Source organism: Desulfamplus magnetovallimortis, from assembly GCF_900170035.1.
GTDB classification, from domain to species: Bacteria; Desulfobacterota; Desulfobacteria; order Desulfobacterales; family Desulfobacteraceae; genus Desulfamplus; species Desulfamplus magnetovallimortis.
This window is the reverse complement of sequence record NZ_LT828545.1, coordinates 76,329-90,552: the sequence shown is the minus strand read 5'-3', so window position 1 is coordinate 90,552 and position 14,224 is coordinate 76,329. Positions and strand designations below refer to the sequence as shown.

10 protein-coding genes are annotated in these 14,224 nt (G+C 43.5%); 3 read left to right on the top strand and 7 right to left on the bottom strand.

Going from position 1 to position 14,224, the window contains the following annotated elements; genetic code table 11:
- Positions 1–4: 4 nt before the first annotated feature.
- Positions 5–1,264 (bottom strand): vWA domain-containing protein, encoded by a 1,260-nt coding sequence (locus MTBBW1_RS12130; RefSeq protein WP_186441239.1) that lies wholly within the window; start codon positions 1,262–1,264, stop codon positions 5–7.
- A 188-nt stretch (positions 1,265–1,452) separates the two neighbouring features.
- A complete protein-coding gene (locus tag MTBBW1_RS12125) occupies positions 1,453–2,103 on the bottom strand; it encodes a MerR family transcriptional regulator (protein WP_080803981.1) in 651 nt (216 codons plus the stop codon).
- 995 nt (positions 2,104–3,098) lie between these two features.
- Between MTBBW1_RS12125 and MTBBW1_RS12120 the strand changes: the two genes are divergently transcribed.
- Both MTBBW1_RS12120 and MTBBW1_RS12115 read left to right on the top strand, forming a co-directional pair.
- Positions 3,099–4,634: a universal stress protein gene (locus MTBBW1_RS12120; protein WP_080803979.1), complete on the top strand. Its 1,536-nt coding sequence runs from the start codon at positions 3,099–3,101 to the stop codon at positions 4,632–4,634.
- A 25-nt stretch (positions 4,635–4,659) separates the two neighbouring features.
- Positions 4,660–5,406: an N-acyl homoserine lactonase family protein gene (locus MTBBW1_RS12115; RefSeq protein WP_080804185.1), complete on the top strand. Its 747-nt coding sequence runs from the start codon at positions 4,660–4,662 to the stop codon at positions 5,404–5,406.
- A gap of 339 nt (positions 5,407–5,745) precedes the next feature.
- On the opposite strand, the gene MTBBW1_RS12110 is transcribed toward MTBBW1_RS12115, so the two are convergent.
- Genes MTBBW1_RS12110 through MTBBW1_RS12090 form a run of 5 tightly spaced genes read right to left on the bottom strand, consistent with a single transcriptional unit; the run spans position 5,746 to position 13,240 of the window.
- Positions 5,746–6,675 carry a methylenetetrahydrofolate reductase gene (locus MTBBW1_RS12110; protein ID WP_080803978.1) on the bottom strand — a complete coding sequence of 310 codons (930 nt, stop codon included), beginning with the start codon at positions 6,673–6,675 and terminating at the stop codon, positions 5,746–5,748.
- Entirely contained in the window at positions 6,672–7,340 is a 669-nt protein-coding gene (locus MTBBW1_RS12105) for a methylenetetrahydrofolate reductase C-terminal domain-containing protein (protein WP_080803976.1), read from the bottom strand. Before MTBBW1_RS12105 ends, MTBBW1_RS12110 begins: the two co-directional genes overlap by 4 nt.
- A gap of 44 nt (positions 7,341–7,384) precedes the next feature.
- A complete protein-coding gene (locus MTBBW1_RS12100) occupies positions 7,385–7,825 on the bottom strand; it encodes a hydrogenase iron-sulfur subunit (protein ID WP_281255639.1) in 441 nt (146 codons plus the stop codon).
- A gap of 1 nt (position 7,826) precedes the next feature.
- The gene (locus MTBBW1_RS12095; RefSeq protein ID WP_080804184.1) at positions 7,827–12,317 is read right to left on the bottom strand and encodes an FAD-dependent oxidoreductase; all 4,491 of its coding nucleotides are present in this window, start codon (positions 12,315–12,317) and stop codon (positions 7,827–7,829) included.
- Between the two features lie 38 nt (positions 12,318–12,355).
- Complete coding sequence (locus MTBBW1_RS12090; protein WP_080803972.1) at positions 12,356–13,240, bottom strand: methylenetetrahydrofolate reductase; 885 nt, start codon at positions 13,238–13,240, stop codon at positions 12,356–12,358.
- Between the two features lie 787 nt (positions 13,241–14,027).
- Here MTBBW1_RS12090 and MTBBW1_RS28350 point away from each other — a divergent pair.
- Positions 14,028–14,224, top strand: a 197-nt coding sequence (locus tag MTBBW1_RS28350) for a hypothetical protein (RefSeq protein WP_186441237.1), incomplete at its 3' end; no start/stop codon positions are given.

The window sequence follows — 14,224 nt, the reverse complement described above, 5'->3', positions numbered from 1 at the left end:
AAAGCTACCTGACCTTTTTACCTCTTTGCATGTTGATGCTGGAGTATCTCATGGATTTTCTGGAATACTGTATATCATTTTCTTCCTTCACCATTGTGGAAAGCTCTTCAAGATGACTTGCTTCTGTTGCAAGCTCTTCATCATCATGCTCTTCAGCCATATCATGCATAACAGGTGCCATTAAGGCCAAAGCTTCTGAAGATGCAGAGTAATCCCCCTGATCCATGTACTCTATTGCCTCTCTTTTTACCCTGGCAACCTCTAACAATTTGGTAACTTTCTGAACCTGAAAGTTGGGCTTTGCGTCCCCTGCCGTTTTTTCATCTGCATATTCGATCAAAGCTTTTTCTGTAAGGAGCTGCTGCCCTTCATGGTCAAGTTGTTGCCAGGCAAGCTCCATTTTAAACACGTCACATATTCCATTCTCTCTTGCCGAAAGTTGGGTACGGATGATAATCTCCAGAGGCTGCCCATTCACAAGATTGGGCAAAATATAGTTATCCTCAAAGTCTTTTTCAAAATCATTCATAACATCTAAAATTTCAACACCATCCACAGGAGTAATGCTTAAAAAAACCGAGGTGAACCTCTCACGAACTAGTCCCTCCATTTCAGTTTCAAAGATCTTCTGGAAATCATTTGCCGACTCAACAAACCAGTTGTTGCCGCCGGAAGCCTGTGCCATTGGCACAAGCAGATCTTCATTAAAATCATTGCCAACACCTATTGTTGTTGTTGAAATACCGTGTTCACTCAGCCCTCTGGCCTGGCTTACAATCACATCGGTGTTGACTTCGCCTACATTTGCAAGGCCGTCTGTTATAAGGATTACCCTGTTGAGCATTGCCGGATTCATCCTCTCTGCAACCTGTTTGCCTCCCTTAACCCAGCCTTCATGAAGAGCTGTTGTGTTGCCAGCGTTTATCTGGCTGATGGCATTTTTTATTCTGGATCGATTTTTCGGATGAACAGATGGGACAACCACATCTACTTCATCATCAAAAACAGTGAGGCTGAAGAGATCGGTTTCAAGCATCTGCTCCATGCAATAACAGGCTGCATCCTTTGCCTTTTTAATTTTTTTTCCGCTCATTGAGCCTGATCTATCCAGCACAAGACCTATATTTAATGGCGGACGATCTGTTTCAATTTCTGCTTCAGGTGCCGTAATTCGAACAAGAAAATCCATTTTTGATGATTTGCCGGCCAAAACTTTTGTTTTAAGAGGCACTATTTCTATTAGAGGCTTATCTTGTGTAGCCATTGTTTTGTTTCTCCTTTTTATAAGAAAGTCCCCGTATTTTAAGGTTTTTTTCAGGGCTTTCATGCTTCGTTGTGGCAAGATGGGTTTGCCATGGGCGTTATTAGAAATTCTCCATAACAAACTGATATATAACGACCTTCATATTTCGTTGTAATGCGTCAGCAAACATGGAGGTTTATTAGAGATACTCAAAGCGATTGCAGAAAGTCATTCAGGCTTCTTGCAAATGTTGTTTTTATCAATTTTTTCTTCTTGTCCCTGCGAATATGAATTTCAATTCCATCCTCAAGTTCATAGCGATCCCATGATGAAGTGCGTGGCCGAAAAGGGTTGCCGGGGCAACTCAAAACATCTTTTTTCTCAGGCAAATCCTTTGACGATACACTAAAACTGCTGACCTTCTCTTTTAACTGCTCCTGATCACTATTTTTTGATGTTGCTATGGAATCAAGAAAAGAGAGTGCCGGATTTTCAGGTCTGTTTTTATTTACAAACTCTGAGGACACTGCAATATTCAATAACTCAGCATCCGTTTTACCCTTAATCAGCTCTGCAATTTTTTTAACAGGCAGATAGGATGTCTGCAACCGTTTAACTGCTATCAGTTGCAGCAGGTGTCTGTATCCATAAAGTGCGGCAAGGCCATCTTTTCCCACAGGACGATCCACAAGCTTCTGTTGGATATAATAGCGGATATTCCGGTCAGTTAGTTTTCTTGAAACCCTTTCCGATGGTTGATCCGGCACAATCATATCAATAAAATAATTTGCGATGCTCAGAAGCTCATCCATTCTGATGTCATTACGATTTTTGTATTTTTTTAATTCATCTATATTCATAATAGCCACCATATAATATATCAGTTAAACTGTCAACAGTTTATATGATCATAAAAATCCTTGATTATAATGACATACTTCATATACGTTTAAAGTAAATTACACTTATTTGATGGAGAATCCCGATAAATGAACATGGTGTCTCAAAAAAAATGAATGATGTCCATTTTTCGGTGGTGTCCCAAATATGTTGATGAGCTCTTCACAAACCTTGATTCCGCAGGGCTTTCACAAAAAGATATCAACACTTTTATGACACTACCCATTTTTCCAGCAAATCCTGCCATCCTGATACACTCCAGATTACAGACATTAACGCAAAGTCCACATAAAACTAATCATGGTAACGTTAATGGTGCGCTATGTCTCGTAATCCTGCCACCTGGTAACGCATTGACACCATCCTTCACTAAGAATGATTTTGTAATTTCTAATTATTCTTTCCTTCAATTTAGAGGCTTCCCAGCATAATCCTGATAACTTTCAACTCCATACAAAGCGTTTTGGGGAAAGTGGTATATTTTTTGCGTTTACCTGTCAGAGTTACAAAGGAAAGGTTAAAAAGGGCTTATAAGCATCAAAATTGGCAATTTATTTCTTTTTTAGCAGTTATTGCATTTGTCTGAATCAGGATAACCAGGATGGATACTCAAAATCGACATCTTATTGCTTTTTCCGAAGTTATTGCAGTTGTCTGAACCAGGATAACCAGGATGGATAGGATGCTCAGGATATATAATCTTGCCTTATCTTGTTAATCTTGGGAATCCTGATTCAGACAGTGTTGACAAGGCTTATAAGATCATAGGTGTCGATTTTGAATGGATAGGATGTTCAGGATAGATAATCCTGCCTTATCCTGGTTATCCTGTGATTCAGACAGTATTAACAAAAATCAAAAGATCATAGATTTCGACTTTGAGTAATCACAAATTCGGTCTTAAAACAGCCACTTGCAAAAGTTTTCATATAAATTGATCTGAAAGGAGTAAGTTATGTCATCATTTCTTGGTAAAATAACAAAAAACCTTATCATCGCCATCCCTGTTATGATGGTTGCCGGATTTATATTTGGAATGATTGTGGATTCGGGCTTTTTGAAAAATCTCATCATCCCCTTTACGTTCCTTATGGTCTATCCCATGATGGTCAATCTTAACATCAAAAAAGTATTTGAAGGCGGTGATTTAAAGGCTCAGGTATTAACCCAGATCATTAACTTTGGAATTGTTCCCTTTCTTGCATTCGGGATAGGCTTACTCTTTTTCAAGGATAGCCCCTATATGGCATTAGGGCTTCTTTTAACGGGCCTTGTCCCCACAAGCGGTATGACCATCTCCTGGACAGGATTTGCCAAAGGAAACCTTGAAGCAGCGGTAAAAATGACGGTAATAGGGCTTACAGTAGGCTCCATTGCCACCCCCTTTTATGTGAAATTTCTCATGGGGGCAACCATTGAAATTGATTTTTTCAAGGTCGTGCAGCAAATCGTCATCATTGTGTTTGTTCCAATGATAGCCGGCTTTTTTACACGTCAGCGTCTGGTGAAAAAATATGGTCTAAAGGGATTCAAACAGAATGTCGGCCCCAAATTTCCTCCCATTTCAACCCTGGGTGTAATTGGAATTGTGTTTATTGCCATGGCACTTAAGGCAAAGGGCATTGCAGCCTCTCCACAGATGCTTTTATATATTCTCATACCCCTTGTTATTATTTACGCCTTTAATTTCACCTTAAGCAGCATTGTCGGAAAACTGTTTTTATCCAGAGGCGACGCCATTGCCTTGGTGTATGGCTCTGTTATGAGAAATCTCTCCATTGCACTGGCCATTGCCATCAACGCCTTTGGCAAAGAGGGGGCAAGTGCTGCCCTTGTTGTTGCCATCGCCTATATTATTCAGGTGCAATCTGCTGCCTGGTATGTCAAATTCACAGACAAAATCTTTGGCCCAGCAGATGTTGAAGGGGATGAAATTATCTCGAAAAAGACCGAAGCAACAGCAAAAGAAGATTTAAAAGAAAACCTCTCTCCCATGACTATGGATATTAAAAAAATTCTCTTTGCAACTGATTTTTCAGAAACAGCACGCCACGCAGTTAAATATGCCTGCAACATCGGGAACAAGTACAATGCCGAAGTCCACGCCATGCATGTCGTTCCGGATCTACTTGAAGAGTACTCAACGGGAACCGGCATTGACCTTACCACCCATGTCGATAAAAAGAAAAAAGAAGCGCTCAACCAAAAAAATATTGACTCTGCGAAACAGACCATTCGGGAGCGGATGAAAATGACCTCACTTCAGGTACTCAATGACATGCCCCATTGTCCGCTCTCCGAGGAGCGAATTATTGTTATTGCCGGTAACCCGGTTGATGAAATTGTAAAAACCGCTGCAAGCAAGGGGTTTGACTTGATCATCATGGGAACCCACGGACATGGCAACCTTGAAGAGATCATGATCGGCAGCACAGCAAGCGGTGTCATCATGAAATCGTCAATACCAGTACTGGTGGCAAAAAACACTTGAAAATGATATGGAAGGATGAATGCAGATGAATAACTATAAAATACACCCAATTGTGATGGGAACCAAGGTGTTTGACAAGAGCATGATGACCTACCAGCACGGAGCGGGAGAGAGTTACACCATTCCAATATACTGCTGGTACATTGAAGGCGGTGACAAGACCATACTTGTGGACACAGGTGAAATGAGTCCCATTCAGTCCAAAGATCGGGAAGATGCCATTGGCGGTAAAATTTATACCTTTGAAGAAGGACTTGCCAATTGGGGATTAACTCCGGAAGGGATTGATATCATAATACACACCCATCTTCACAATGACCACTGCGAAAATGACTATAAATGCACCAATGCTGTCATTTATGTCCATGAAAAGGAATTGAAGCGTATCCATGATCCCCATCCACTGGATTTCCGTTACCTTGAAGATTATATTGAGGATGTTGAGGAGAACGGCCAATTACAGGTTCTCAGTGAAGATACCCAGATTCTTCCGGGAATCACATGCATGCACACGCCTGTTCACACCGATGGTGGGATGAGTGTCATCATTAATACAAAAGAAGGGAAAGCCATTATCACAGGGTTTTGTGTAATTAAGGAAAACTTTTATCCCCCACTGGAAATAAAAGCCATGGAGATGGAAGTTATTCCACCGGGAACCCTTGTCAATTCCTGCGAAGCCTATGATATAATGCTGCAAATCCGGGATATGGCCGATATCCTTCTGCCACTCCACGAGCCTGAATTTGCAGCAGTAGCAACTATCCCGTGATGTAGGGGGTGTATGAACTGTAGTAACCTTCGCCAATTCTGTTTTACCGTGGAAATAGGGCATCCTTCAGAATCCATCAAAAGTAGTTGACACTTTTTTTGAGATAATTCCCTAAAAATGGGAATGTGGCTCCAAAAAGTGTAAACTGGCAAATGAAGGATGCCGGAAATAGATGCATTTTTTGGCATCCTTCATACATCGCCAAAAGTAGTTGACACTTTTTTGTGGGAAATCTTCTGAAAACCGGGATGCTAATCCGAAAAGTGTCAACTGGTAAATGAAGGATGCCCATTTTTTCAAAGTATTTTGAATTTGGCGAAGGTATTTTTTAAATATTCATCAAACCTGGGGCCTTGGATAAAGCCCGCTTCTTTCAACTATCTCGGGAACTTTCTCCTCCCATTCAATGGCCATGATATGGAACCCTGCAACTCCTTCCACCTCTTTTAGCCTTTGAATGGCCTCCACGCAAATATCAATTCCCTCCTGTGGCTGCCTCTCCTTGGGAACCCCTGCCATGCGGCTTATCACCTCGTCAGGCACATCCATTCCAGGCACACGGTTTTTCATGTAACGTGCCATTCCTGCGGATTTCATGGGTGTCATGCCGGCAAGGATAAAAACCTTTTCATGGAGTCCCCTCTCCCTTACCCTGCGCATCCACTCCTCAAACTTGTCAAGGTTATAGATACACTGGGTCTGGATGAACTCGGCTCCGCAAGCCACTTTTTTGGCAAGCCTTGGAACCCTGACCTCAAAGGGATCTGCAAATGGATTGGCAGCAGCACCCACAAATATATCTGGTGGCCGCTTTATGTCATCTCCGCCAAGGAACTTTCCATTATCTCTCATGTGACGGACTGTCTGCAGAAGCTGCATTGAGTCAATGTCATGGACATTCTGGCCCTGGGCACAGTCTCCAAAACTCTGGTGGTCACCGGAAAGACAGAGCATATTATGAATGTCAAAGGAGGCCGCGCCCAGAATATCGCTTTGCAGGGCAATACGGTTTCTATCCCGTGTTACCATCTGAAGCATAGGCTCTATACCCATCTGTTTGAGATGGATACAGGCAGCAAGGGAGCACATGCGGGTCATGGCAGTCTGGTTGTCTGTTATATTGACAACGTCCACATGATCTTTTATCAGCTTGCCCTTTTCCGTAACAGCTTTTGGATCACTTCCCCTTGGCGGACCACACTCGGAGGTAACAGCGATATGTCCCGATTTCAATACCTTTTCCAGCTTGCTTGAAGTTTTCAGATTCATACCTGCACATCCTCCCTGACAACTGTTCTTGGGCCACCGGATCTTTCGGTTGACCAGTCCTTTATGGGTGCTACAATTTCATAATCATCAAGCCTGCCCAGATCCCTGAGCCTGTCGATGATCAACTGCCATGCACAATCCAGATCTTTGTTGATTTCGCATTTGCCCGCACTTGAACCGCCGCAGGGGCCATTCATGACCCTCTTGGCACATCTCGAAATGGGGCATATACCACCGGTTCTGGCCAAAATACACGCTCCACAGGCCTGACAGCGCTCAGTCCACATGCCACGCTGCTCATTTGCTCCGAGAAAACAGGTATTGACACCTGGAATCAGCGGGGTTGAGTGATATTTTTCCGCTGTAAACTGAACCCCTACACCACATGCAAGGGATAGAACTGCATCATACTGATCAATGACATCACGAATCTCTTCAAGATATTCATGGTCACACTGACGCTCCAGGGTTCTCTCATCAATTTTTTTCTCTTTACCCTCCTTGATGAAGTGCATTCTTAAGGCAGATGCAAGAACCTCTACCTCCTTTTTTCCACCGGCTTCGCAAACAGTGACACATTCATTACATCCCAGAACCAGAAGCCTGTCGTAATCCTTAACTTCCTGGATAATCTCTTCAATGGGCTTTTTATCTGCTATTATCATCTATAAACCTCATATTGGATATTGGAATTATTCCATAAAAATTTTTACGCAGCCTCTTTTTTGGCCTGAAGGGCAACCTTGATAGGACTTGGTCCAAGTGCCCTTATCTTTTCGTCCATCTCAATGGAGTATTGAGCAAAAAGCGGGCCTTCTCCGGAAGAGAGATTATACATTTTTACTCGATCTCCTCCCACACCAATCTTATCAAGAATTGCGGCAGCCTGTGCCACCCTTTTTCTTGCACGGAAATTGCCTGTCTTGAAATGACAATCTCCTTCCATGCATCCCACCACATAAACGCCATCAGCCCCTTTTTCAAAGGCTCTGAGGATATGAATCACATCAATCTTGCCGGTGCAGGGCAACCTGATGATTCTGAAGTTTGCAGGGCATTTCAATCTCATGGAACCTGCCAGGTCCGCAGCAGAATACCCTCAGTAATTACAGCAGAAGGCCAGAATGACCGGTTCAAAATCTTTTGACATGTTAAATTACCCCCTCCAGCAGGGATTCAACCTTGCTGAGCAACTGATTATCTTCATACCAGTTGAGTTTGATGGTTTTTGCAGGACACTCCGAAGCACAGACTCCACATCCATGACAAAGGGCAGCATCTATATAACTGACGCCATCTTCATTGATTATTGGAACCCCGTATGGACAGGATCTTACACAGATCAAACAGGAAGCGCAATTTTCAGGATTTACCTCAGCCGTAACAGCAGACAGGGTCAATTCATCCTGGGAGAGGAAGGTTGTTGCCCTTGATGCCGCTGCCATTGCCTGCGCAATGGTCTCTGTAATCAACTTTGGACCGTGGGCAGTACCGCAAATAAAAATACCTTCTGTGGCTGCATCCACAGGTCGCAGTTTAACATGGGCCTCAATAAAGAACCCTTCCTGGTTCCTGTTGGTCTTGAGAATGGTTGCAAGCTCCTCGGTATCGGCTGCCTCAACACCAGCGCTCAAGGTCACAAGATCTGCATCCACAGCAAGTTTTCTGCCAATAACATGATCTGTAAAAGTAACTGTCAGGCTCTCTTTTAGTGAACCATCTTCTGCCTTTTCCACATTTTTCTCCACAACCGGCGGATCTTCAGGATCATAGCGAAAGAAAAGAACACCTTTGTTTCTTGCTTCCGTGTAGTAATCCTCCAGCATGGCGTACATTCTCATATCCCTGTAAAGAATAAAGACATCAGCATCAGGGTTGAGCTCCTTGATGTGAAGGGCATTTTTCACAGCCCCCTGACAGCAGACCCTTGAACAGTTAACATTTTTCTCATTTCTTGAGCCTACGCATTGAATCATTACTACCTGTTCAAGATCATCTGCACCCTGCTCTTCCAGTCGATGGCCAAGTTCAAGCTGGGTTACAACCCTGTCGCTCTCCTTGTAGAGATACTCCTCAGGGGAGTACTCATTTGCACCTGTGGCAATGATCATGACACCATGCTCAATCTTGCGCTCATACATACCGGGTCCAACCAGAACCTCTGTGGTGAAATTGCCTTTGTAACCTGTAAAATCAACAATCAGGGACTGTTTCAATACCTGAATCTTTTCATGGGCTTCAACTTCACTTGCAAGTTTTTTTACAAACTCGCGGATATTTGCCCCTTCAATTGTGGTGTAAAGCTGATTTCCAAGGCCACCAAGACGTGCCTCCTTCTCCACCAGAACAACATCAAAACCCTGATCTGCAAGGCCTTTTGCTGCTGTCATACCAGCTATACCGCCACCTATTACAAGTGCTCTTACAGTTACAGAGATACGTTTTTCATGAAGTGGATGAAGGGTGGCTGCCCTTGCTACTGCCATTCGCACAAGATCCTTGGCCTTTTTTGTTGCCTTTTCAGGCTCATGGAAATGCATCCAGGAGTTCTGGTTTCGGATATTGGCCATCTCAAAGAGGTACTTGTTAAGACCGCTCTTTTCCAGGGTATCCATGAAAATGCCTTCATGGGTTTTGGGGGTACAGGAGGCTACAACCACCCTGTTGAGGCGGTTTTCAACAATAATATTTTTCATATTATCCTGGGCATCCTGGGAGCAGGTAAAAAGATTTTCTCCTACATAGACAACATCCGGAAGGGTTTCAGCATACTTTGAGACAGCATCAACATCCACGATTCCGGCAATATTGATACCGCACTTGCAGACAAATACGCCGACTCTCGGCTCTTCATCTGAAATGTCCCGCTCCTCCACAACCTCCACACTCTTTGTACAGGAGTTTCTGGCCTCAATCAGGCGAACTCCTGCTGCACAGGCAGCACCGCTTGCCTCGGTAACAGAGGATGGGATATCCTTGGGACCCTGAAATACACCTGAAACAAAGACACCGGGACGTGATGATTCAAGAGGGTTGAAAGGCGAAGTTTTTGCAAATCCATACTTATCCAGCTCAACACCAATTGTGGCAGCAAGCTGACGATTCTCTTCAGTTATGGTCAATCCCACGGACAGGATAACCATATCAAACTCCTCTTTGCAGATATTTCCGGCCTCATCAACGTATGTCAGCATAAGGTTACCGGTTTCCCGAACCTCATCAACCGAATGAATCCTTGATTTCACAAACCGGACTTTCTCCTCATCCCGGGCTCTTATATAATATTTTTCATAGTCCTTGCCAAATGTACGCATATCCATGTTAAAGATAACGCAGTCAAGTTCGTGGTGGGAGTGCTCCTTTGCGATCATGGCATCCTTTACTGCATACATGCAGCATACAGATGAGCAGTAGCCATTACCGCATTTGTTGCTATCCCTTGAGCCTATGCACTGAAGCCATGCTATCTTCTCCGGCTCCTTGCCATCTGACGGTCGCTCAAGATGTCCCATTGTGGGTCCGCCTGCACTTAAAATCCTCTCAAACTCAAGGCTTGTCATAACATTTGGCGAACGCTTGTAAAGATAGATATCTCCAAGTCCGGAAGGATCAAAGGGACGGCTTCCTGACGCCATGATAACAGAGCCCACAGGCAGCTCCTTGTATTCAACCTGCTGACAATGATCAATGGCACCTGCAAGACAGGCATCAACACATTGATAACACTCTGAGCAGATACCGCAGGAGAGACATCTGTCTGATTCCCTGCGGATATCCTCTTCGGAAAGCCCGCAGGTCACTTCACAGAAATTTCCCTCGCGCTCTTCAACGCACACTTTGGCAGGATGGACACGGGCTCTTTTTGCCTCATTTGAAATATCAGGCTTTTCAAACTCAAAGCTCTTTTCTCTGTCTGCTGCAAGATCCTCTCCATGTATAAAACGATGCATACTTTCAGCAGCCTCCTTGCCGCAGGCAATGGCATCCACCACGGATTTCGGGCCGTAAAACACATCTCCACCTGCAAACACCCAGGGTATGGGGGTCTGAAGGGTTACGGGGTCAGCCTCAAGTCCTCCCCTTGGTGTGACAGATATATCCTGACTCTTTGCAAATTCAAGCTCTGCCATCTGACCTATGGCCACAATGACATAATCGGCTTCAATTGTTGTAAGATCTGTTTCATCATACTGGGGGTTAAATCGCCCTTGCTCATCAAATACTGCGGTACAGCGCTTAAACTCAACGCCGCATACAGCTCCATCCTTCTCAATAAAACGGGCAGGCCCAAGGCTGTTTCTTATAGTCACCTTCTCTTCAAGGGCCTCTTCAACCTCATAATCCCAGGCCGGCATCTCGATTCTGTCCTCAAGGCATGCCATTGTGACATCCTTTGAACCAAGACGACGGGCAGTAAGTGCAACATCCACAGCCACGTTACCGCCGCCTATAACAACAACCTTGCCCAAAAGGGCTTCGCAGTTATTGTTGTTTTTTTCGCAATTGTTTATGGCAGATTCCCTTAAGAAATTTACACCCTTAAGGATTCCGTCAAGATTTTCGCCTTCAATGCCAAGTCCACGACTTCCATGTAGCCCTGTTGCCATAAAAAGGGTGCTGTAACCATCTGATTTAAGGCTATCAAGGGTGACATCTTTACCAAATTCTACGTTGGTTTTTATCTCGACACCAAGTTTTTCAATAACCTCAATTTCGCGCATAAGTTCGTCATGGGGAAGGCGATATTCCGGAATTCCAACTGCCATCATTCCGCCTTTTACCGGAAGTTTCTCAAATACTGTCACCCCGTAACCCTTACGTGCCATATAGTATGCAGCAGTCAAGCCTGCAGGGCCTGAACCTACAATGGCAACCTTTTCATCCCGTTTTTCAGCAATTTCAGGGACATAAGGTTCATCAGATGCAAAATCTGTATCAGAAAGGAATCTGTGAAGATGCTGGATTGCCAGAGGCTCCTCTACATCCCCACGGGTACACTTAGCCTCACAAGGATGATGACAGACACGACCGCATGCCCCTGGAAAGGGATGCTCTTCCTTGAAGAGTTTCAAAGCTTCCCTGTATTTTCCCTGATTCATCAGGGCGATAAAACCCTGAATACTGACATGGGCAGGACAGGTAGCCTTGCATGGTGCTGTGCTTCGCTTGGAGATTCCAAACGCTCCGGGAATAGCCTGCTCATACTGCTTGAATATGGCCTTGCGCATTGCAAGACCCTGATTGTGTTCACTTGGGAAATCCACAGGACAAACCTTGGCGCACTCCCCGCAGCTTGTACATTTTGCAATATCAACGTATCGTGGTTTTTGCCTGATCCTTGCGGTGAAGTTTCCCTGTTGTCCGTCAAGTGCAACAAGTTCGGTATTTGTTAAAAGCTCAATGTTAAGATGCCGGCCGACCTCGACCAGTTTGGGTGAGATGACTCACATGGTACAGTCATTGGTGGGAAAGGTCTTGTCAAGTTGGGCCATCATGCCGCCAATGGCATAGGACTTTTCAACCAGATAGACATAATAACCGGAATTGGCAAGATCAATGGCGGATTGCATGCCGGCAATACCACCACCTAAAACCATAACAGATCCGGCAGTTTTATCATTTAAAGATGTACTTTCACTCATTGAAATCCTTCCTCCTAAATCCTGATCCGGATAAATTTCTAACCTTTCAACCCTTCCATAACTCCAAGAATTTCCGGAAGTCTGTCTTCCCATCCAAGGGTTGATACATTGACCCCGCCATATCCTTCTGATTTCACATCGAGAATCAACTGTCTGGCGATCTTCATGCACTCCCGTACCTTATCAGATGCAGACACAATCTTGTCAACAATGGCAGAAGGCATATTAACACTATTCACATTCCGGGACATATAGCGTGCCATACCCAAAGATTTTAAAAGCAATACAGTGGGAATGATTTTAACACCGTTTTTTTCTGCGGTTTTAAGAAAAGGCTGGGTCATAGAAAATTCAAATAGAGGCTGGGTGACGAAAAAAGAGACACCGGCATCAATCATCCTCTTCATCTTATCCAGTTCATTTTCACGGTCAGCTCCGCGCAAACATGTATTAAGAGTTGTGCCCTTGAGAAAATCAGGTGAACCTGACAGTTCAATTCCGGCCATATCCTTGCCACTTTCCATTTTAGCCAAGCCTTTGAGCAACTCATCAAGGGTGACATCATGCACAGCCTTTGCAGTGTGGTGATCCCCAAAACTTGGATCCTCGCCTGCCACAACCATCACGGCATTAATTCCGCAGGCAGATGCTGCAAGAATATCACCCTGAAGAGCCAGACGGTTTCTATCCCGACAACTGACCTGAAGCACCGCATCCAGTCCATTTTCACGGAGAACAAGAGATGCTCCAAGCGAACTCATACGCATAACAGCATTTCCCATTTCCGATACAATGAAGCCGTGGGCAACCCCCTTGACATTCACGGCATGTTTAACCATTAACGAAACATCAGTCCCCTTAGGCGGCTCAATCTGAACCAGACAGGCAAACTCATCTGCTTCAAAGCCTTTTCTAAACTGCATAGGTACACCTCCGAAAAAGTGGTAGGGTTAATATATATATTTTTTTTCGCAAATTATATTATAGTTGAGTGAAACATAATTGATAAATATTGAAAATCTCGGCAGGCTGTTACGGAACTCAAAAATGATTATGGATAAACACAATATATACGCTCAACGATTTTTTATTAATCATTATATTGTGGTAAATAAAGACCATTCGGCATTCCGTAACAGCCTGTCGGGCAATCCAAAAAAACAATATTTATCAAAAGTTTTTACTCGTGACTGCCTTAAATGGAGAGGATGCAGTTAATCATAAATGAAACGTCAGACAGAAAGTGCTTCGTATAGTCTGAAATTCAAGGAATATCATTTTATAATCTATTGAAAATATTTAAAATACAAACACATTACCCAAAAATTAAGTATTGATATTGCAACAGATTACAAAAAACGCATAAACAAAATTGGCATCCATCTTTTGCAGATTTGTATCAATGTGAGATGATAAAGACAGCACAATAAGTAATTTAATATGGATGCCCTTGTCAAGGGATAATTATTAGCTGAATAACATTTATGAAAAAATTCAGGCATTATTAACCAAAGCTCATTAATATTTTATATTAATGAGCATAAGAGCAAATCTTATTGTCTCAAATAGTCACCATAACGCTTCATTTATGACAAAAACACACAAATAAGAATCCAATGTGCCATATTTTCTTGCATATTAACAATCAAACTGATAATGGAGTCCATCCTGATTTTCACAATCTACCACAATAAATTGAAAAGGAACTCAATGAACGAGGAAAAAGAGTTTTTCATTGATTTGAACCGCCAGGAACATGCTGACGCCTACGACATCATGAAATGGTTGACTCCAGAATCTGCTATCCGGGCAACACTTTTGCGTGACTCCCTTCTGAATGCCATTGTCGTGTCCCCTCACCATAAGCTTCAGTCATTAAACAACAGCTCAGAGAATCAATATAAAAG

Excerpts from the sequence above, each read along its gene's own strand:
- MTBBW1_RS12130 (WP_186441239.1), bottom strand. The coding sequence starts at position 1,264 with ATGGCTACACAAGATAAGCCTCTAATAGAAATAGTGCCTCTTAAAACA.
- MTBBW1_RS12125 (WP_080803981.1), bottom strand. The coding sequence starts at position 2,103 with ATGAATATAGATGAATTAAAAAAATACAAAAATCGTAATGACATCAGA.
- MTBBW1_RS12120 (WP_080803979.1), top strand. The coding sequence starts at position 3,099 with ATGTCATCATTTCTTGGTAAAATAACAAAAAACCTTATCATCGCCATC.
- MTBBW1_RS12115 (WP_080804185.1), top strand. The coding sequence starts at position 4,660 with ATGAATAACTATAAAATACACCCAATTGTGATGGGAACCAAGGTGTTT.
- MTBBW1_RS12110 (WP_080803978.1), bottom strand. The coding sequence starts at position 6,675 with ATGAATCTGAAAACTTCAAGCAAGCTGGAAAAGGTATTGAAATCGGGA.
- MTBBW1_RS12105 (WP_080803976.1), bottom strand. The coding sequence starts at position 7,340 with ATGATAATAGCAGATAAAAAGCCCATTGAAGAGATTATCCAGGAAGTT.
- MTBBW1_RS12090 (WP_080803972.1), bottom strand. The coding sequence starts at position 13,240 with ATGCAGTTTAGAAAAGGCTTTGAAGCAGATGAGTTTGCCTGTCTGGTT.